This is a genomic window from Caballeronia insecticola, from assembly GCF_000402035.1.
Taxonomy (GTDB): Bacteria; Pseudomonadota; Gammaproteobacteria; order Burkholderiales; family Burkholderiaceae; genus Caballeronia; species Caballeronia insecticola.
Window position 1 is genome coordinate 1,463,381 of sequence record NC_021287.1, and the last position, 20,814, is coordinate 1,484,194.

A 20,814-nucleotide genomic window follows, 5' to 3' on the forward strand; every position below is an offset into this window, starting at 1 on the left:
CTCCGGTCCCGCGCAGCGCGGGAGTTAAGATGTCACTATCGCCGGGCGCGCGGATTGCGCCCGTCCGGCACAGTGGACAGTTTGCGAGACAGAGACGCTGCACAACCGGCCGCACACGGCCTCAAGTTTCGCGCAGCGCCTCGCCCCCTCGCCAATAACGCGGGAGACTGGATGTGCTGCACCAAATCATCGACCGCAGGTTAGCCGGCAAGAACAAGAGCATCGCCAACCGCGAACGCTTTCTGCGACGCGTCAAGAGTTACATTCGCCGCGCGGTGTCCGACGCGGTGCGCGATCGCAGCATCAAAGACATTCAAAGCACCCAGAGCATCACCATTCCCAAGAAGGACATCTCCGAGCCCTCGTTCCGTCACGGACCGGGCGGCAAGCGCGAGTACGTCCATCCGGGCAACGCCGATTACATTCGCGGCGACAAGATTCCGCGTCCGCCGGGTGGCGCGGGCGGCGGCGGCAAGAGCGCCAGCAACGAGGGCGAGGGCCAGGACGATTTCGTCTTCGAACTGTCGCGCGAAGAGTTCATGCAGTACTTCTTCGACGACCTCGAACTGCCGCGCCTCGTCAAGACGCAACTGCTCGCCGTGCCGACGTGGAAAAACGTCCGCGCGGGCTGGGCGGCGGAGGGCACGCCGAACAATATCGATGTGGTGAGATCGCTGCGCTCCGCGCTCGGGCGGCGCATCGCGCTCGGCTGGCCGCTTGCCACGCAGTTGCGCGAGCTGGAGCGTCAGCTCGAAGAACTGAAGGCAGAAAACGCCGACGCCGAAGAAATCGCCCGGCTGGAGGCGGATATCGTCATCATGCAGGGCCGGATCACGCGCATTCCGTTCATCGATCCGTTCGATCTGCGCTACATCAACCGCGTCAAGCAGCCGACGCCGTCGAGCAAGGCGGTCATGTTCTGTCTGATGGACGTATCCGGCTCGATGGACGAACAGCGCAAAGACCTGTCGAAGCGATTCTTCATCCTGCTGTATTTGTTCCTGCAGCGGAATTACGAAAAGATCGAGGTCGTCTTCATTCGGCACCATACGCGCGCCGAGGAAGTGGACGAGGACACCTTCTTCCATTCGACGGAAAGCGGCGGCACGGTCGTGTCGAGCGCGCTCGAACTCATGAAGAAGATCATGGACGAGCGTTATTCGCCGTCCGAATGGAACATTTACGGGGCTCAGGCCTCGGACGGCGACAACTGGACCGACGACTCGCCGAAGTGCCGCAAGCTGCTCGCCGACGACATCCTGCCGAAGGTCCGGTATTTTGCCTATATTCAAGTTGCGCCAGAAGAGCAGAATCTCTGGTTGGAGTATGCTCAGCTTGCCATGGGCGCGCCCGAGCTGGCCATGAAGAAAGTCGATTCGGCGGCGGACATCTACCCGGTGTTCCGCGAACTGTTCGAGAAGCAACAGGCGGCCGCATGACGAGAGAGGCGCATAACGAGACGCGGGGTTATCAGCTGGAGAGCACGGACGATCGTGTTACTTCCAGGCTCGGGCCCGAAGACGGGCAACGCAATGCGTCCGCAGAGCAGCACGAGGCGCGCGAGGAAGGCAGAATGAATGTTGCAGAAAAGCGGCGACCACTTCCATTCCCGTCGGATTGGACCATCGAGCTGATCGAGGAATACGACGCCGAAATTTCGCGCGTCGCCAATCGTTACGGGCTCGACGTCTATCCCATCCAGCTCGAGATCATCACCTCCGAGCAAATGATGGATGCCTATGCCTCGGTCGGCATGCCGGTGAATTATCGGCACTGGTCGTTCGGCAAGCATTTTCTCTCGACCGAAAAGGGCTACCGGCGCGGGCAGATGGGCCTCGCGTACGAAATCGTCATCAACTCGAATCCCTGCATCGCGTATCTCATGGAAGAGAACACCATGACGATGCAGGCGCTCGTTATCGCGCACGCGGCGTACGGGCACAACTCGTTTTTCAAGGGCAATTATCTGTTCCGGCTGTGGACGGATGCGCACGCCATCATCGACTACCTCGTGTATGCGAAGAACTACATCGCGGAATGCGAGGAGCGGTTTGGGCTCGATCGCGTCGAGGAATTGCTCGATTCGTGCCACGCGCTGATGAATTACGGCGTGGACCGTTACAAGCGCCCGCAAAAGCTGTCGCTCGCGAAGGAAGCGGCGATGCGGCGCGAGCGCGAGGCGTATCTGCAATCGCAAGTCAACGAACTGTGGCGCACGCTGCCGAACCGCAAGGAGGCATCGCCCGAGGAAACCGAAAGCCGCTATCCGCCGGAACCGCAGGAAAACCTGCTGTATTTCGCGGAAAAGAACGCGCCGCTGCTGGAGCCGTGGGAGCGGGAAGTGATCCGCATCGTGCGCAAGGTCGGGCAGTATTTTTATCCGCAGCGTCAGACGCAAGTCATGAACGAAGGCTGGGCCACGTTCTGGCACTACACGCTGCTCAACACGCTCTACAACGAAGGCCGCCTCGAAGACGGCTTCATGATGGAGTTCCTGCATTCGCATTCGAACGTGGTGTATCAGCCGCCGGTGACCAAGCCGTATTACAGCGGCATCAACCCGTACGCGCTCGGCTTTTCGATGATGAGCGACATCCGCCGCATCTGCGAAAACCCGACGGACGAAGACCGCGAGTGGTTCCCGGAACTCGCGGGCAGCGACTGGCTGGAGTCCTTGCACTACGCAATGCGCAACTTCAAGGACGAGAGCTTTATCGCGCAGTATTTGTCGCCGCACCTGATTCGCGAGATGCGTCTCTTCTCGATTCTCGACGACGACATGCGCGACGCCCTCGAAGTCTCGGCGATCCACGACGGCAGCGGCTATCGCTATGTGCGTCAGGCGTTGTCGCGGCAGTACGACATTCATCACCGCGAGCCGAATATTCAGGTGTATTCGGTCAACACGCGCGGCGACCGCAGTCTGACGCTGCGTCACTTCATGACCGACAACCGGCATCTGTCGAACGACAGCGACGAAGTACTCAAGCACATGGCGCGCTTGTGGCAGTTCGATGTGTATCTGGAAAGCGTCGATGAAAACGGCACGGTCAGGAAGCGCTTCGAGTGCAAGTACGTCGCGCCGAATTCACGCTGAACGACGCGCACACCAACCACGCTGTCTAAACCGGCTCTGATTCAGAGCCGGTTTTTTTGTGGCTTACGGTTGAGCGGCCTCGTCCTGCGAAAACAAATCCCAACTTGCCATGAACAGCGCCGCGACCAACGGGCCGATCACGAAGCCGTTGATGCCGAAGAGCGCCATGCCGCCGAGCGTCGAGATGAGCACGACCCAGTCGGGCATCTTCGTGTCCTTGCCGACGAGAATGGGGCGCAGCACGTTGTCCACAAGTCCGATCACGACAACGCAAAACACGACGAGAATCAGCCCCTTCAAAAGCTGCCCCGTCATGAAAAAGTAGATGGCGGCGGGCGCCCACACGATTGCCGCGCCGACCGCGGGCAGCAGCGATAGAAACGCCATCAGCACGCCCCACAGCAGCGAGCCGCTGATGCCGAGAATCCAGAAGATCAGCCCGCCGAGCAAGCCCTGCACGGCCGCGACCGCGATGTTGCCCTTGACCGTCGCGCGCACGACGGTAGTGAACTTCGCGATCAGATGTTGCTTCGGTTCGGGATCGAGCGGAATCGCGCGGCGAATGCGCCGGCCGATTTCGCCGCCATCGCGCAGCAGAAAGAACACGAGATAAAGCATCACGCCGAAGCTCACGACGAACTGAAACGTGTTCTGTCCGATCGACAGCGCCTGCGTCGCCGCGAACTGGCTGATCTGCGTGGCGCCTTCCATGAGCCGGCGCTGCACGCCGGGGATGTCGTCTAGCCCGTAGCGCCCGAGCAGTTGCTGCACCGACGCCGGCAACGCATGCAGCACGTGCTGGAAGTAGAGTCCGAAGTTCAGATCGCCGCTCTTGATACGCGCGTAGACGAGCGCGATTTCCTGCACAAGCGTGACCGCCACGATCGCAAGCGGAATAATGACGATGAGAATCGCGGCGCCCAGCGTCGTCAGCGCGGCGAGATTACGGCGCTTGCCGAAACGCGCGGCGAGATAGCGCTGCATCGGCTGAAACAGGATGGCGAGGATCGCGCCCCAGAAGATCGCCCCGAAAAACGGCAGCAACACCCACCCGAGCGCGAGCGTCACGACGAACAGCAGGATATGGAAGAAGCTCTGATGGACAGTGTGGTTGTTCATTGGCGAGGAAGAGGGGGAACGGGATCGCCGACGGCAATCGCGGCCTGGGTTCGGCCGGTTTTGGCGGTCTGGCGGATTTTCAGCGCTCAGGGTTCGAGCAAGAAATCGGCCAGGGGTTCGCGAAACAGTTTGCAAAAGGCTGTGACCGTCGATGGAGCCAGCGCAAGCCGTCGATTAAAATTCGGCTTCCATTCCCCTTGCGGAACGCTTTCCGATCGGACGGCGGCGCCGCTCAACGCATCGAATAATGAATCCAGGCGTCGTCTACGCATTCGCGGCCTTTGCCATCTGGGGCCTTTTCCCGATTTACTTCAAGGCCTTGCATTCGATCGGCCCACTGGAGATGCTCGCGCACCGCATGGCGTGGTCGATGCTCTTTCTGCTGATCGTGCTGACCGTGCGTTTGCAGTGGAAGTGGCTCGGGCCCGTGCTGCGCGACCGCCGCCTGCTCGCGCGCTTCGCGGCGAGCGCCGTGCTGCTCTCGGCCAACTGGGGCATCTATATCTGGGCGGTGAACGCCGGGCGCATCGTCGAGGCGAGTCTCGGCTACTTCATCAATCCGCTCGTCAACGTGCTGTTCGGCATGGCTTTTCTGCACGAGCGTCTGCGGCCGGTGCAGTGGATTGCGGTGACGATCGCCGCGTTGGGCGTCGCGTGGCTCACGTGGGCGAACGGCGCGCCGCCGTGGATCAGTCTCGCGCTCGCGCTGACTTTCGGCGGCTACGGGCTGCTGCGCAAGACCGCGTCGCTCGGCGCGCTCGAAGGGCTCACGCTCGAAACCATGCTGTTGTGTCCCGTCGCGCTGCTGTATCTGTTGTTTTTGAACATGCACGGCGGCAGCGGTTTTACGCATGCTTCGCCTGGCGTCAAGCTGTTGCTCGCGGCGGCGGGACCCGTGACCGCCGTGCCGCTGCTGCTTTTCGCGGCGGGCGCGCGGCGCATTCCGCTGTCGATGCTCGGACTGATCCAGTACATCACGCCGACGCTGCAATTGCTGATCGGTGTTGTGATCTATCAGGAATTCTTTGGCCACGATCAGTTGATCGGCTATGGCGCGATCTGGGCCGCGCTCGCGCTGTATTCGCTCGAAGGCATCTACCGGGCGCGCGCGGCCCGCGCTTAAAGAAGGCCGCGCCGGGCCGGCGTGTTCAGCGCAGCGCGTCGCCGAAACGGTACTCGACTGTCGCCTCGTCGAGCTTCTTCTTGATCTCCGGATCGATCGGCTGATCGACCGCCGCGAGCGTCTCGTTCAACTGATCGGGCCGGCTCGCGCCGATGATCGCCGAAGTCACCGCCGGATTCGCCAAGACCCACGCGAGCGCCGTGCTTGCGAGCGAGCGTCCCGTCGGCGTGACGATCCGGTTGATTTCCTCGATCGTGTGAAACTCGCGCTCGTGCCAGTAGCGCTGCGTGTACATCGCGCCCGCCTTGCCGACCGCGCTGGTGAAACGGCCTTCGCCCGGACCCGCGCCGTAGCTGTGCTTGCCGGTCAACAGACCGCCCGCGAGCGGGTTGTACGGAATCACGGCGAGTCCTTCTTCGGTCGCGAGCGGCAGCAACTCGCGCTCGATCTGACGGAACAGCAGGTTATAGCGCGGCTGCACGGAAACGAAGCGCGCCGCGCGCAGCACATCCGAGCGGCCGAGCGCGCGCGCCAGGCGATACGCCAGAAAATTCGACACGCCGATATAACGCGCCTTGCCTTGCCTCACGATGATGTCGAGCGCTTCGACCATTTCGTCGAGCGGTGTGTCGTGATCGTCGTTGTGAAGCTGGTACAGATCGACGTAATCGGTGTTCAGGCGCTTGAGCGACGCGTCGATCGCATCGAGCAGATGCTTGCGCGACGCGCCCTTGTTCCACGCAAGCGGTCCCATTTCATGCACCGCCTTGGTCGCGAGAATGAACTGGTCGCGCCGGCCTTTGAGCCAGCGTCCGACGATCTCTTCGGTGCGGCCCGCCAGATCGTGGCCGCTGCCGAGCGGATAGACATTCGCCGTATCGATGAAATTGACGCCCGCGGCCGCCGCGCGGTCCATGATGCTGCGCGACACGTCTTCCTCGGTTTGCAGGCCGAAGGTCATCGTGCCGAGCGTAAGACGTGAGACGGTGAGACCGGTATTGCCGAATTTGCCGTATTGCACGTTGCGCTCCAGAAGAAAGAGACCCGGTTGAATCCGCTGCGACGGACAGGATAGCCGCAACGGCTAGGACGTGCCCGCGCGCACCGGCACGGCGGCTTGCGGCGCGGCATCGAGCCGGCGGAACACCAGGCCCGACAGAAGCGTCACCACGCCCATGCACACGAAGCTGAGCCTGAAGCCGGCCGCGGTCGAGAACGGCCCCTGGAACACCTGTACGAGCGAGCCGCCGATCGACACGCCCAGGCCGATCGCGAGCATCTGCACCATCGAGAACAGGCTGTTGCCGCTGCCCGCGTCCTTGATCGAGAGGCCTTTGAGCGTGACGCTGTTCATCGCGGCGAACTGCATCGAGTTGGATGCGCCGAACACGACGAGAATCGCGATTTCGATCGCCAGCGGCAACGACGGCGAAAACGCCGCGAACGCGACGATCGACGCCCCCACGAGCGCCGTGTTCACCAGCAGGAACGTGTCGTAGCCGTAGCGCTTCACGAGTTGCGCGATCCAGCGCTTGCTGAGCGTGCCGGCGATCGCGATGGGCAGCATCATCAGGCCGGAATGCAGCGGGCTGTAGCCGAGTTCGAGCTGCATCAGAAGCGGCAGCAGGAAAGGCACCGCGCTCGAACCGATGCGGCAGAGCAGATTGCCGATCAGCCCGACGCTGAAGTTGGGCTCGCTGAACAGCCCGAGATGAAAGAGCGGATTGCGCTTGCGCCGCGCGTGCGGGATATACGCGAACGCCGACACCGCCGCGAGCGCGAACAGCGCCGCCGACACCGCGCCGCGATGCGTCTCGACGGGAGAATCGAGCGCGAGCGAAAACGACACCATGCACATCGACAGCAGACCGCAGCCGACGAAGTCGAAGGGCGGCGCGTCGTGAACCGTGTCGTTCGGCAGGAAGCGCTGCACGGCATAAATGCCGAGCGCGCCGATCGGCACGTTGATCAGGAAGATCCAGTGCCACGAGAACGATTCGACGAACCAGCCGCCGAGCGTCGGGCCGAGAATCGGGCCGACCTGTCCGGCGACGGAGATCATCGCGAGCGCCGAGACATACGCTTCGCCGGAGACCGCGCGCAGCACGGCTAAGCGTCCGATCGGCAGCAGCATCGAGCCGCCGATGCCTTGCAGCACGCGCGCGAGCACGAGCTGGTTCAGCGTGTGCGCGCTTGCGCAGGCGAGCGAGCCGACCACGAAGAGCGAAATCGCCACGGCATAGACGCGGCGCGTGCCGAAGCGGTCGGCGAGCCAGCCGGAGGCCGGCGTGAGCAACGCCATCGTGAGCGTATAGGCGACGACGATCGACTGCATGCCGAGCGGCGCGGCGTGCAGACTGCGCGCGATGGAGGGCAGCGCCGTGTTCACGATAGTCGTGTCGAGCGCCTGCATGAAAAAGCCCACGGCGACGATCCAAAGAAGTGCCGTGTGCGAAGACTGTCTGGTCATGAGAAAGGCGGTTTTGCTGGAGGACGCGCGCGATCGAAAGCTCGTTGGAAAGCCGTTTGAAACCGGTTTCCCGCGCGCATCATGAAAGTTTAGTGTCTCGCAGGGTCATCGGGAAGACCGCTAACCGCATTGACTGTCATCGTATTTGGCGATGACAATGGCGCATGCTCAATCCAGTCTGGCTGAATACCTTCGCGACGGTGGCCGCGTCGCACAGCTTTACCGACGCCGGCCGGCAACTCGGGCTCCGGCAGTCGAGCGTGTCCGAGCATATTCGCCGGCTGGAGGAGAGCGTCGGGCGGCGGCTGTTCGTGCGCGATACCCATTCGCTCGCGCTGACCGCCGACGGCGAAGCGATGCTCGTGCACGCCCGCGTCATTCTCGACGCGATGGCGCACGCGCAGTCCCAGTTCAGCTCGCCGCGGCTGCGCGGGCGCGTGCGGCTCGGCTCGTCGGACGATCTGGCGCTCGGGCCGCTGCCGAGCGTGCTCGCGGCCTTTCGCGACGCGCATCCGGATGTGGAACTGGAAATCACCATCGGCATGACGGGACGGCTTTATCAAATGGTCGATGCGGGTGAACTCGATCTCGCGGTCGGCAAGCGGCGTCTGGGCGATGCGCGCGGCACGCGGCTCTTTTCCGGGCGGCTCGAATGGCTCGCGAAGCCCGGCACGGTCGTCGATACGACGCAACCGCTGCCGCTCATTCTGGTCGCCGAGCCGAGCGTCACGCGCGGCGTCGTGCTCGATTCGCTCGCCATGAGCGGCGCGAGCTGGCAAATGGTCTGCACGAGCAGCAGTCACGCGGGCTGCATCGCGGCGGCGCGCGGCGGCCTCGGACTGACCGTGCGTTCGCATTTTCTGGCGGCGCGCGGACTGGCGCCGCCGGTGAACCGCGCGGAGTTGCCCGAACTGCCGGAAGTGGAATTCATCGCGTTCTGCTCGAAACATCCGGGGCGTCCGGCCGAAACATTGCTACAGCTTCTCGAAAACAGCGACCTGCGCGGCGAATGGGACGGAGAATGAAACGCCGCTCGAATCTCCGTTGAGCGCGCGCGAGGGCAGGGAACCGGTTGTGCCGCTGCAACGGCCGGGAGTCCCGGATAGCGATCGTCAAACTGTTCTTATATATTGTGCGGCTTTTGAAGTAGCGACTTCCGAAACGTGTTTCGCTTTTTGCGCTGCCTTTCCTCCGATCCGTCCCGCTTCCGGGCGCTCCTCGCGATGTTCGCCCTCGCGGCGCTCGCGCTCGCACACGCGCCGCACGCGCACGCCGCGTCGTATCTGGCGAAGCATTGCGACGATCTCGACGGCAAGATCGTGCCCGCCTCGGTGATCGGGCTGCCGACGCGCGGCGCGACGGTTTTCAGCGCATCGATCGTGAAGGCGGCCGCGCCCGGCAACCGCAATGGCGAGTATTGCCGCATCACCGGCTACATCCGCGCGCTGCAGGATACGACGCCCGATATCCGCTTCGAAGTGAATCTGCCGACGCGCTGGAACGGCCGCGCGCTGCAGATGGGCGGCGGCGGCTACAACGGCACGATCGTCTCCGGCACCGAGCCGATGTCCTTCGCGCCCGACTCGACGCCGCTCGCGCGCGGCTACGCCACGTTCGGCTCCGATTCGGGACACGTCGGCAATGCGGGCCGCGCGGATTTCGCGGTCAACGACGAAGCCATCGTCAACTTCGGCTTCGGGCATCTCAAGAAAACGCGCGACGTCGCGCTGGCGCTCATCGAGATGGGCTACGGCCGTTCGCCTGAAAAAACCTACTTCGCGGGCGGCTCGACCGGCGGGCGCGAAGGCTTCACCGTGATCGAGCGCTTCCCGAACGATTACGACGGCGTGATCGCCAACGCGCCCGCGATCAACTTCTCAGGCGTCCGGCTGATGGGCGTGAAGGTCGGGCAGTCGTCGTATGCGAAGCCGGGCGGCTTCGTCGGGCTCGCGCAGCAGCGCCGCGTGTTCGAGACCGTCATGCACGATTGCGACCGCCTCGACGGCGCGGCCGACGGCATCATCAGCAATGTGGAAGCGTGCCGGAAGCTTGAGCCGCAGATCATCGCGTCGTTGCGCTGCGCGAACGGGCAGCGTCCGTCACTGCGCGACAGTTGTCTTTCCGATGCGCAGCTCGACACGCTCCAGGCGCTGCGCGACGGCCTCACGATGCCATACGCGCTCGCCTATGGCGTCGACCGGTATCCGGGCTACAACGTATTTCAGGGCGTGGACTTCTCGGGCACGCTCGGCCTCGGCGATTCGCCCGTGCTGCTCAACCCGCCGACCTTCGCGGCGAACGGCTATCTGTTCGCGCAGGGCGATGCGTACGTCCGCCACTTCGTCGCGCGCGATCTGGGCTACAGCGCGCTCACCTTCGACATCGACAACCCCGGCCGCTTCAAGCAGCGCCTGATCACGCTCGCGTACACCGTCGGCGCGATGAACCCGGATTTCTCCGCGTTCATCGCGCACGGCGGCAAGCTCATCGCGATGCACGGCCTCTCCGACGAAGTCATCAGCCCGAACCAGACGATCGCGTTCTATCGCGGGCTGCTGGAACGTTACGGCAGCGACACCGTCGATTCGTTCATGCGCCTCTACATGGTGCCGGGCTTTCAGCACGGCAACGGCGTGTTCATTCCGGCGTGGGACGAACTCGGCGCGCTCGACGAATGGGTGAGCAGCGGCGTCGCGCCGGAGACGCTCATCGGCAGCGACATCGCGCCCGCCACCAACGGCCGCACGCGGCCGATATGCCGTTATCCGAACTATCCGCGTTACATCGGCCGCGGCAGCATCAATTCCGCCGCGAACTTTCGCTGCGTCGAGCCTTGAGTCAACCGTAGAGCGACGGCTAGAGCGCGTTCGCATGCGGCCTCGCGAAGCGCGGCCAGTACCTCGCGAGCCAGCGGCCGATTACACCGCGACGCCCATCGGGATACGACGTAAGCGACATTTCGATCGCGCGATCGCTCTCCGATGACAGCCACACGCGTTCGCCGCGCGACAGGCGCACGACATCGCCGGGCTTCAGCCAGTAGTCGTAGGGATCCTGATGACGCGTGAGCCAGACCGATGTCGTCGACGTATCGGCGATGCGCAACTCGGCATCGCGCGTAAGCGTCCACGACACGATCTGATGCGGCTGCACGTCGATGAAAACGACCACGCGCGCGCCCCACGAACCCAGCCTGCCCGACGCGACACCGTGGCCGACGCCACGCCTTCCAAAAACCTGCGACACCTCTTCCATCTTGCTCTCCATGATGTGAGCCGAAGACGGAACCGGGCACGCAAAAACAAGAAGGCCCCGTCTTGCGGCGGGGCCTTCGGAATGGATTGTTTGCCTGTTTCGCTAACGCACACGCTCTTCCGATGACCCGCCACAGATGGCGTTCATACGGTTTTTAATCGCGGCGATGGTAACGATGATGGCTGCGTGCATGTGTCGCAGTATCGTGTGGCGCGTTCGCGTTTGTCAATATCGAGATGCAACGCCACATGAAAAAAACCCGGCGCAGGGAAGCCCGCGCCGGGTTTATCTAGTTGCGGCCAGTAGCGGCCGCGCAACGATCAGAGACCTGTATAGCCTTGCGGTTTGGTCGCGTTGTTCTTCGCGACATCCGCGTTGGTCGACACCACGTATTGCGGCGACTCCGTCAGGCTCAGCGTGATCGCGCCGTTCGTGTACGGCACGCTCGAAACGTTGCCCATCGCATCGATCAGTTGCACCGTGCCGCTCGTGCCGGCTGCATCGACGTTGAGCTTGTAGTTCGTGCTGTACGTCGTGCTGAAGTTGCCGTTCGACGCGGGCCAGACCGCATTGTTATGCGTCCACAGCGCGGTGATGACACGGCCGTTGTTCAGCTGCTGGAACGAGTACGCATACACGCCCGAGGGCAGGTTCTTCACGGGGCCGAGCGTGGTCGTGCCGTCGAGCACTCGCGTCATCGCGGCAACTGCCATCGCGCCCGGCTTCGGGCTGATGTTGGTCGTGCCGAACTCCGCCTGCGGATGGTCGAGGTCGAAGAACGTGCCGTGACCCGCTTCGCCCGGGAAGTCCGGACCGAAGAACACGTAGGTCTGATCCGCGCCTTCGCCGAGCAGGATGATGTGCGTGCGCGCCACGACCGCGCCTTGCGCGAACAGGATGTTCGGCGTCGGATAGTTCGGGGCGTAGCTCGAACCGACGTCATAGCTGATGCCCGTTTCCGTGACGAACAGCTTCATGTTCGGCTTGTAGTCCTTCGCCATTTCGGCGCGCAGGTTGCGCATCTCGTTGAGCAGCGAGTTGGCGGCATCGGCCGGATCCGGGTCCGTGTGACGGCGCTCCGGCGGATGCGACGGCGACGTGCCCGCATCGTAATAACCGTGCGTCGCGATGCCGTCCAGATACTGCGCGAGACCGAGCGGCGCGAGGCGCTTCAGGCGATCCGTGGTGAGCGACGGGAACGGTTCGGCCGGGCCCATCACGACCGCGCGCGGATCCTTCGAATGCAGGCCCTGATAGGCCGCCTTGTACAGCGCGACGAAATTCGCGTCCGAATCCTTCCACTGGACATACGGCTCCCACGTGACCTGATAGTAGTTCGCCGACATCGTCGGGTAGTACTTCGCGCGGATCGCTTCCGTTTCCTGGCCGACGCGGGCCATATAGTTCGTGAAGTAGCTCAGATCGGCCGGGGCGTAGGCGTAGTCCGGGTTCATGCCGTGACCGCTCGCCCAGCCGGGAATGCCGTCGAGACGCACGAGGCGCATCACCTTGCCCGACGTGTAGAACGGGTCGAGGTTGTTCGCGTTCGGGTTGAACGTGTTGCGGCTGTTCGGCTCCGTCACGGACATCTGACGGTCGTCGATCGTCGACGTGATGCCGAGCGCCGTGAGCATGGTGCCGTTGTCGTTGAAGCCCTGCATGCCGAAGCGATGTTGCTCCTGCTTCGCATACGTGACGGCAGGAATCACGGCGGCCAGATTCGGGATCACGCCGAAGGTCGCGATGCCGTTCGGGCGCGTGCCCGAGGTCTGCACCTGACCGCCCGCGTTGGCGAGCGTGGCCGACACGGCGAAGTAACCGGCGAGCGTCGACGTGCAGGTGAGGGTGGTCGTCGTGGCGACGGCGGGCGCGGCGAAGCTGCCGGAGGCAACCGTCTTGCCGAGCGCATCGGCGATGCTCCACTTGAGCGTGTCAGCGGAACCTGCGCGCGTCGTGATCGCCACCTTGAATTTCGTGTTGGTCGGGAACATGCGCGAGCCGTCCGATCCCGGCGTGTCGACGGTGATCTGGCCATCGCCGCCCGATGCCGACGACACCGTCGGCGACGCGCACGTGAGGCGCAGGTTCGCCGTCGCTCTGGCGGCGGCCTGCGTGGTCGCGGCGGCGTCGCCGTCGAGCGCGGCCGACGTCTGCGACGAAAGCGCGGCATTCGTGCCGCCTGCGTTCGAACCGTTGGCGCTCGTGCCGCCCGCGTTCGAAGCGTTGGCGGTCGATGTTGCATTGCCGGATGCGTTCGCCGCCGGAGCGCTGGCGCTTGACGCGCTCGAGGCGCTCGACGCGCTTGCCGCGTTCGCGGCCGACGAGGGCGACGTGCCGTCACCGCCGCCGCCACAGGCAGCGAGGGCGAGCGCGAGCGTCGAAAGCAGGAAAGGATTCGTTTTCATCGTGTCATACGCACATGAACCAGGCGCATAAACGAGCGCCCGGCGACGCCATCGGGCATCGAGGGTTTTGACGGACAGGCAGGGGACGGCGAAAGCCATCCGGCCAGGCGTTTTTGTCGCGCGCGCCCCGCGATGTTCGACTCGTCGAGCCGGAAAACGAGGGCGCAAAAGTCTGCTCTGCGCGTCGACGGGAAGCGCGGAGGGTTTTGCGGATCGAATCACCAAGGAGGTGTCGGGTTCTACAGGGCGTAGTGCGCCGATCGCTAGCAGCTGGAGACACGCGAAACTGTGCGCGCGCGAACGTTTGATGACACAAGCTTCGGAGCGAATCCTACTAGGAACAAGCGGTAACAGTGCGTAATAGCGCGTAAGTACTTGTAACGTATGACAATTGATTAAATCGTCGTAAGAAATGCTTAAACCCCGTCAGTGTTGCCGTTGCGCGCGCGACGGTTTAACTTGAACGCCATCAAATTTTTTCGCGGAGGTGCTTGTGGCTTATCTGCTACTCGTCGTGGAACCGGTCGGTCAGCGCGCTGTGCGCACGCAGGAGGAGGGGCGCGAAGCATACGATCAAATGGTGCGTTTCGCCGATTCGCTACGGGCGCGCGGCGTGCTTCGGGCGGTGGAATCGCTGACGTCGCAGGCGGACGCCGCGCGCGTCACGACCACGAACGGCGACGCCCGCGTCATCGACGGACCCTTCGCCGAGGCCAAAGAAATGATCGGCGGTTTTTTCCTCATCGATTGCGAGACCCGCGCAGAGGCGGTCGCAATTGCCGCCGAGTGTCCGGCGGCGGCATGGTGCACGATCGAAGTCCGCAAAGTCGGCCCGTGTTACTTCTGACTGGGTGATTTCCCTGATTCGGTAATTTCGCGTTCAGTTTCGCGTCGATTTTTTGCGGCGCCGTTCGTCGTGTCAGCGAAGACGATCAAATCATTCAAACCCGGAGACATTCGCCATGCACAAGCAGATTTTCGTGAACTTGCCGGTTCGCGACCTCAAGCGTTCGATGACGTTTTTCAAAGCGCTTGGACTGAGCTTCAATCCCGCGTTCACGAACGACGACGCGGCGTGCCTCGTCATCGGCGAAAACATTTACGCGATGCTGCTCGTCGAAAAATTCTTCCAGACGTTCACGGCAAAGCCGATCGTCGATGCGCACGCGGGCACCGAAGCGCTCGTGTGTTTGTCGTGCGAGAGCCGCGCGGAAGTCGATGATCTGGTGGCGAAGGCCGTCGCGGCGGGCGGGAGTGCGCCGCGCGAGCCGCTGGATCACGGCTTCATGTATGGCCATGGTTTCGAAGACCCGGACGGACATATCTGGGAACTCGTGCACATGAGCCCGGAAGCGGCGTGAGCGGGCGAGAGCAGAAAAGCGCCACCGACGATGCGACACGCCGCGTGATCGACGCGGTATGGCGCATCGAAGCGGCGAAGGTGATTGCGAGCGTGGCGCGCGTCGTGCGCGACGTCGCGCTGGCCGAGGAGCTGGCGCAGGACGCGTTCGTCGCCGCGCTGGAGCATTGGAGCGAGGCGGGCGTGCCCGAGAAACCGGGAGCGTGGCTCATGACGACAGCGAAGAACAAGGCGCTCGACCGTCTGCGGCAACACGCGCTGCATGCGCGCAAGCACGAGGAGTACGGGCGCGATCTCGACGCGCAGGAGGCTCACGTCACGCCCGATTTCGTGGATGCGCTCGACGCCGCCCGCGAAGACGATATCGGCGACGATCTGCTGCGGCTCATCTTCACGGCGTGCCATCCGCTGCTGTCCGTCGATGCGCGCGCCGCGCTGACGCTGCGGCTGATCGGCGGCCTCACGACCGACGAAATCGCGCGGGCGTTTCTGGTGCCCGAGCCGACGATCGCGCAACGTATCGTGCGGGCGAAGCGCACGCTGTCGGCGGCCCGCGTGCCGTTCGAGGTGCCGAAAGCGGATGCGCGCGCGGCGCGGCTCGGATCGGTGCTCGAAGTCATCTATCTCGTATTCAACGAAGGCTATTCCGCGACGGCCGGCGACGACTGGATGCGTCCGGCGCTCTGCGAAGACGCGCTGCGGCTGGGTCGCATTCTCGCGGAGTTGATGCCCGACGAAAGCGAGGTGCACGGGCTGGTCGCGCTGATGGAGATTCAGGCGTCGCGCACGAAGGCGCGCGTCGACCGGCAAGGCCGTCCGGTGTTGTTGCCGGATCAGGACCGCAGCCGCTGGGATCCGCTGTTGATCCGGCGCGGGCTCGCGGCCTTGCGACGTTCCGAAGCGCTGGGCGGTGCGCGCGGCGTGTATGCGCTGCAGGCGGCGCTGGCCGCGTGTCACGCGCGCGCGCCGAGCGCCGCCGACACCGACTGGCCGATGATCGTCGCACTCTACGACGCGCTGATGCAGACGGCGCCGACGCCGGTCGTCGAACTGAATCGCGCCGTTGCGGTGAGCATGGCGTACGGACCGGAGGAAGCGTTGCCGATCGTCGATGCGTTACGCGAGGCGCCGGCGCTCAGGAGTTATCACTGGCTGCCGAGCGTGCGGGCGGATTTGCTGGCGAAGCTTGGGCGTAAGGATGAGGCGCGGGCGGAGTTCGAGCGGGCGGCGTCGCTGGCGAAGAATGCGCGGGAGCGGGAGTTTTTGATGGAGCGGGCTGCGGCGATGGCGTGAGGTTTTCGCGTGGCTGGTTGGATTGTTAATTTGACATAACATAAATTAGCGAACTTTTTGATTGTAGTGGCTAAGTTGTAATGTCGTGTTCCGGCTATTTACAGATGTCGGGTTTTCAACGGGTGGCAAGCTGGCGACTGTTCTAGCGACCAGATACGAATTCGCCGCAGCGCGCGCTGACGACGCTCCGAAACCGCTACACCAACTTCCGCCCGACGCCGACCCGCGACAAACCCGAGACCATCGCGCCGCCGATCCGACCGAAGATCGAGACGCCACACACAGCGTCCCGGCGAGCAAAATCCCCGGCAAAACCCATCAAGCGCCAAGCTGGCGCAACATCCGATCCAGCGCGATCTCCACATCGCGCGAATCACCCGGCGCGCCAGCCTCCGCGCCGATCGTCAGGCCTTGCCGCACGGCTTGCTCCAGCATGGCGAGCAATGCGTCGCGCGTGTACTTGCCATCGATGTACGGCAGCATCAACTGGCCGGCCGCATCGAGTACGACAGGCTCGTGCCACACGTTGAAGGTGTGCAGCACTTGTCCTTCCGAAAGATGGCCCGGATATCCGCGAGCGGCATCCGACAAACACGGATTCGCACGGCTTCGCGCCACAGGCAAAAGACGATATCGCCCGAACCCGCGAACGACGATCGACTCGACGAACGCAGTCAGCGTCGCGTCGAGATCTTCCGCGCCCGCGCCCTCGATGCGCTCGCGCACCGCATCGCGCAGTTGATCGAAGTTCAGCGTAAAGGGTGCGGCCTGAGTCAGCGCGAGCGCGGCAGCCTTGGACACACGTCGATCGAGAACGACGACCCTGCCCTCCGGCGTCGCGAAACGTTGTGGCGAATCGTCGAGGCGCACTTCGCCGTCGCTGCAAACGAGCGACGCGGCGACATGCAACGCACGCAAACGCGATTCGTCCAGATCATGGCGAACGCCTTCCTTGCGCTCACCGCGCACGAGCAGCGACGAGCGAAACGACCGGTCGAGGATGAAATCCAGATACTGTTCGAGCAGCGCCTGATTGCCAGCACATTCGTCGATCAGCGGCCGCGCGACCTCGTCGCCGAAATTGACGGCGAACATCGTGTCCGGGTCGGCATCGGCGAAACAGGTCATGCCTTGCGACTCGGCGTGCCTGACGAAGTCGAGGAAATAACAAGGCGCGCTGAAATCGGCAAGGTAATCGTGAGCGACGTAATTCGCATCGGCATGTGCAATGGTCGCGTGATCCTGCGCCACGGCCTGCGCAAGCACGCTACCGCCGCGCGCATGCGTGCGCAGAAAGTCGATCATCCCGCGCCCGAGCGCCAGCCGATGCCTGATGTCGCCTTCGCGCCCCGCGCGCAGCAACATCGCATCGCGCACGGTCTCATGCGCTTTCCAGCCCGGATACGTTTTATACGAAATGTACGCAACGCCGGTGGCCGAGAGATTGTCCCGGCAGATGCGTAGAATCGCATCCCGCACCTCCGCCGGCACCCAGCTGTACAAGCCATGGCAGACGATGTAATCGAACTCGCCGAACGCCGGTGTGATCGATGTCAGGTCGAGTTCGCGCAACTCGATGTTCCTGAGCTTCAATGCGCCGATACGCCGGCGCCCTTCTTCGACCTGCACCGCTGACAAGTCGACGCCCACCACCCGCGCCTTCGGATTGCGCGCGGCGAAGGGAATCGCATTGCCGCCCGATGCGCATCCCAGTTCGAGCACGCGCGCCTCGCGCACGTCCGGCGCATCGAGCCCGAACAGATGCGCAACGACGGCAAGATTCTCCGGCGCGCTTTTGCTGTACGGAAAAGAGTGATACGGAAATGCGTCGTAGCTCGCGCGAATCCCCTGGGTGCCTTCGTTCATTTCGGTTGCCAAATTGACTGTCCTCACAACACTGCGTTTCGATGTCTCGATCGATATCTCGATGCGCGCGTACACGCTCGCATCGGGCAGTGTAGAAGCCGGCCCGAAGGTATTCGTCGAAATCCGTCAATGGGAAGTCAGTCATCGGCCAAACGAAGCAACCGTTTCGATTTCCCCGCGTAACGACAATAAAAAAGCCGGAGGCTGGGAAACCCCAGCACTCCGGCCCGAACCCCCACCCTTCACTCTTCTTATCGCGTCGACGTCCTGATGCCGTATTCCTCGCGCGCACCGTAACGTCCCGGTGCGAAGCCGTTGAACACATGCCCGCCCACCTTCGCGCCCACATTCTCCAGGCGGCGCAGCGTCTCCTCCAGTTGCCGTGCGCCCGTGCGGTCCGCGCGCGACACGAGCAGCACGAGGTCGCAGTTCTGCATCGCGATCGAGAGCGCATCGCTGACCGGCAGCACCGGCGGCGAATCGATCACGATGTAATCGTAGATGTCGCGCAGCATCGTCATCATTTCCTGGAACGCCGGGCGCGTCAGCAGTTCCGCCGGGTTCTCCGGATACTCCGCGCCCGCATCCATCATCGAGAGACCGCCATCGCCGAGCGGCACGATCGCATCGTCGACGCGCGCCGTGCCCGCCAGCACTTCCGCGAGACCCGGACCTTCGCGGCCATCGACGAGATGACGCAGACGGCCCTGACGCATGTCGGCGTCGATCAGCAGCACCGAGGCGCGCGTCTCCGCCAGCAGATACGCGAAGTTCGACGACACGAAGCTCTTGCCCACGCCCTGCGTCGGACCCGTGAAGAGAATCACGCGGCCGCCGCCGTCGTTCGTATCGGTCGCCTCGACGACGTATCCCGGATTCATCACGCTCATCGTGTTGCCGAACGAGTTGCCGGCCGTGTTGCCGAACGAGTTGCCCATTGCATGGCTCAACGCCATCGGGTTCATCGGATTGAGCGGGTTCATCGGATGCAGGCCATGAAAGCCCGGATGATTCGCGATCGGCACGCCGGAGAGCATCGCCCGCACGCTGCTGCGCAACGAACGCAGTGCCTCGACGCTCGGATCGGTCGGGCTCGTCATCGCGAGCAGCTTGGCCGGCGCCGCGTTATGCGTGAGCGCACGCACGTCCTGACGCAGTTGCGCCGTCGAGCGCGCGATCACGGCGAGACGCGGCACTTGCGAAAAGTGGTCGATCTCTTCCGGGCTGCGCAGTTCACGGCGATGCAGCGCGATCAGATAGATCGACACAGTGCTCACGAACAGGCCGCCGAAGATCGAGCCGAGCAGCACGATCCACTGACGCGGCCACGACTGCTTCTCGGGCGCGACGGCCCAGTCCACCACCGCGATGCCCGGCGGCGTGCTGGCCGCGGCCACTTCGAGCTGCTGCGCGTTGGTGAGCACGCTCGTGTAGAGCTGCGTCGTCACGGCGACGTCGCGTGCGAGTTCGACATACTGCCGCTGGATCGTCGGCAGGTTCGCCGCCGTCTTCGACGCATCGCCGATCTCGCGCTTCACCTGATTCAGCTGCGTGAGCGCGGCCTGATACTGCTCGCTGTCCGGACGATAGCGATGCTGCGCGGCGTCGAGCGCGAGTTGCAGCGTCGTCTGCCGTTCCTCGAGGCTGCTCATGCGCGCGATCAGCGCGACGTTCTGCTGCTGCATGTCGACGGTGCCGGTCTGCGTGCGGAAGCTGTTCAGGCGCCCTTCCGCGCGTTCGAGGTCCGCCCGCAGAGCGGGAAGACGCTGACGCAGAAAGTCGAGGCTTGTCTGCGCCTGCGCGGCGCGTCGTTCGATATCGCGCTGCTGATACGTCTTGATGATCGCGTTGACCATGGCCTGCGCCTCAAACGGCGATTCGGCCTGGTACGTCAGATGGATCAGCGCCGGGTCGCGCAGCGACGACTCGCGCGGCGGAATCGACGTGCGCAACCGCTGCAGCACGTTGTCGAACGTCATCTGCTGCGAATACTTCGTGATCTGGAACGACACGCCGGGGCGCGCGCGCAACGTGTCGATGCGCAGTTCGCCGGGCGCCTGGCCATCGGGCGTCGTGACCTGAAACGGCACCGTCTCGCCGACGCGGCCTTCGGCCAGGCGCGTGTCGTTCTTGTCGAAGAGCGTCCAGCGTCCGCCCTCGCCCGCGACGACGTGGAACTTCATCTGCAGCGCGGCCTTCGGCACGTCGAAGACGCCGGGCGTCAGGCGCTCGCCGCCCCACGCATACTGATCGAGCCCGAACAGCGCCGGCGCGAGTTCGCGGTCGGTGGCGTGACGCGTGGCCATCCAGCGGCCGATCACCGGAAAGAAGCTTTGCGTCTCGACGACCGTCTCCGCGCCCGTCTGCGCGATCGCCGCGGAGACAACCGAGCGCGACGTCAGCACGTCGCTTTCGTCGCTTGCGGAACCGTCGGCGGCCATCGAGCCGGACACGTCCGACAGTGCGCTGATCGCCACACCCGCCTTGCTCTGCACGCGCAGCAGCGCCTCGGCGCGATATTGCGGCGTCGCGAGCAGGATGTAGAGCACGCCCGCCGCACAGCATGTGCCGGTGACGGCGCCAAGCAGCGTCTTGTGGCGCACGACGCTGCGCCAGAGATCGACGACTCCGTCGCCGCGCTGCGGAACTGGCGTCAAGGTGGGGCGCATGTTGTATGAAAGCATGTTATATCCCTAACAAAGAAATGAAGACCAAGGACGTCAGTGGCGACTGGCCATCGTCGGCAAAAGCATTAAGTCATCCGAATCGAAACATGAAGAGAGGCGCGTCTTCCCCGTACGCGCCCCTCCCCCTCCCCGCACTCAC

15 protein-coding genes are annotated in these 20,814 nt (G+C 63.8%); 8 read left to right on the forward strand and 7 right to left on the reverse strand.

Going from position 1 to position 20,814, the window contains the following annotated elements; all coding sequences use genetic code 11:
* The first annotated feature begins 173 nt into the window (after positions 1 to 173).
* Positions 174 to 1,439 (forward strand): YeaH/YhbH family protein, encoded by a 1,266-nt coding sequence (locus tag BRPE64_RS06795; RefSeq protein ID WP_016345325.1) that lies wholly within the window; start codon positions 174 to 176, stop codon positions 1,437 to 1,439.
* Between the two features lie 134 nt (positions 1,440 to 1,573).
* Positions 1,574 to 3,097: a SpoVR family protein gene (locus BRPE64_RS06800; RefSeq protein WP_016345326.1), complete on the forward strand. Its 1,524-nt coding sequence runs from the start codon at positions 1,574 to 1,576 to the stop codon at positions 3,095 to 3,097.
* Between the two features lie 63 nt (positions 3,098 to 3,160).
* Here BRPE64_RS06800 and BRPE64_RS06805 read toward each other — a convergent pair whose 3' ends face one another.
* A complete protein-coding gene (locus BRPE64_RS06805) occupies positions 3,161 to 4,216 on the reverse strand; it encodes an AI-2E family transporter (protein ID WP_016345327.1) in 1,056 nt (351 codons plus the stop codon).
* Positions 4,217 to 4,463: 247 nt separating this feature from the next.
* Here BRPE64_RS06805 and rarD point away from each other — a divergent pair, with 247 nt between their 5' ends.
* Positions 4,464 to 5,339, forward strand: a complete 876-nt coding sequence (rarD, locus tag BRPE64_RS06810) for an EamA family transporter RarD (RefSeq protein WP_016345328.1) — start codon at positions 4,464 to 4,466, stop codon at positions 5,337 to 5,339.
* Between the two features lie 25 nt (positions 5,340 to 5,364).
* Here the strand turns inward: rarD and BRPE64_RS06815 are convergent, their stop codons facing one another.
* Positions 5,365 to 6,360, reverse strand: coding sequence for an aldo/keto reductase (locus tag BRPE64_RS06815; RefSeq protein ID WP_016345329.1), 996 nt, complete (start codon positions 6,358 to 6,360; stop codon positions 5,365 to 5,367).
* Positions 6,361 to 6,423: 63 nt separating this feature from the next.
* On the reverse strand, positions 6,424 to 7,809 hold the full coding sequence (locus BRPE64_RS06820) for a DHA2 family efflux MFS transporter permease subunit (RefSeq protein ID WP_044041325.1): 1,386 nt from the start codon (positions 7,807 to 7,809) through the stop codon (positions 6,424 to 6,426).
* A gap of 164 nt (positions 7,810 to 7,973) precedes the next feature.
* Between BRPE64_RS06820 and BRPE64_RS06825 the strand changes: the two genes are divergently transcribed.
* Complete coding sequence (locus BRPE64_RS06825) at positions 7,974 to 8,834, forward strand: LysR family transcriptional regulator (protein ID WP_016345331.1); 861 nt, start codon at positions 7,974 to 7,976, stop codon at positions 8,832 to 8,834.
* A gap of 198 nt (positions 8,835 to 9,032) precedes the next feature.
* The gene (locus BRPE64_RS06830) at positions 9,033 to 10,646 is read left to right on the forward strand and encodes a tannase/feruloyl esterase family alpha/beta hydrolase (protein ID WP_173405437.1); all 1,614 of its coding nucleotides are present in this window, start codon (positions 9,033 to 9,035) and stop codon (positions 10,644 to 10,646) included.
* A 19-nt stretch (positions 10,647 to 10,665) separates the two neighbouring features.
* Here BRPE64_RS06830 and BRPE64_RS06835 read toward each other — a convergent pair whose 3' ends face one another.
* Both BRPE64_RS06835 and BRPE64_RS06840 read right to left on the reverse strand, forming a co-directional pair.
* A complete protein-coding gene (locus BRPE64_RS06835; RefSeq protein WP_144063330.1) occupies positions 10,666 to 11,064 on the reverse strand; it encodes a DUF2917 domain-containing protein in 399 nt (132 codons plus the stop codon).
* Between the two features lie 320 nt (positions 11,065 to 11,384).
* Positions 11,385 to 13,469 carry a hypothetical protein gene (locus tag BRPE64_RS06840; protein WP_016345334.1) on the reverse strand — a complete coding sequence of 695 codons (2,085 nt, stop codon included), beginning with the start codon at positions 13,467 to 13,469 and terminating at the stop codon, positions 11,385 to 11,387.
* A 493-nt stretch (positions 13,470 to 13,962) separates the two neighbouring features.
* On the opposite strand from BRPE64_RS06840, the gene BRPE64_RS06850 reads away from it, so the two are divergent.
* From BRPE64_RS06850 to BRPE64_RS06860, 3 genes are all read left to right on the forward strand, one after another.
* Positions 13,963 to 14,316, forward strand: a complete 354-nt coding sequence (locus tag BRPE64_RS06850) for a YciI family protein (RefSeq protein WP_016345335.1) — start codon at positions 13,963 to 13,965, stop codon at positions 14,314 to 14,316.
* Positions 14,317 to 14,431: 115 nt separating this feature from the next.
* On the forward strand, positions 14,432 to 14,830 hold the full coding sequence (locus tag BRPE64_RS06855; RefSeq protein ID WP_016345336.1) for a VOC family protein: 399 nt from the start codon (positions 14,432 to 14,434) through the stop codon (positions 14,828 to 14,830).
* Positions 14,827 to 16,122 carry an RNA polymerase sigma factor gene (locus BRPE64_RS06860; protein ID WP_016345337.1) on the forward strand — a complete coding sequence of 432 codons (1,296 nt, stop codon included), beginning with the start codon at positions 14,827 to 14,829 and terminating at the stop codon, positions 16,120 to 16,122. The genes BRPE64_RS06855 and BRPE64_RS06860 overlap by 4 nt, the downstream gene beginning before the upstream one ends.
* Positions 16,123 to 16,440: 318 nt before the next feature.
* Here the strand turns inward: BRPE64_RS06860 and BRPE64_RS06865 are convergent, their stop codons facing one another.
* On the reverse strand, positions 16,441 to 17,988 hold the full coding sequence (locus tag BRPE64_RS06865; protein ID WP_044042036.1) for a methyltransferase regulatory domain-containing protein: 1,548 nt from the start codon (positions 17,986 to 17,988) through the stop codon (positions 16,441 to 16,443).
* 251 nt (positions 17,989 to 18,239) lie between these two features.
* A complete protein-coding gene (locus BRPE64_RS06870) occupies positions 18,240 to 20,672 on the reverse strand; it encodes a polysaccharide biosynthesis tyrosine autokinase (protein WP_016345339.1) in 2,433 nt (810 codons plus the stop codon).
* Positions 20,673 to 20,814: the final 142 nt, after the last annotated feature.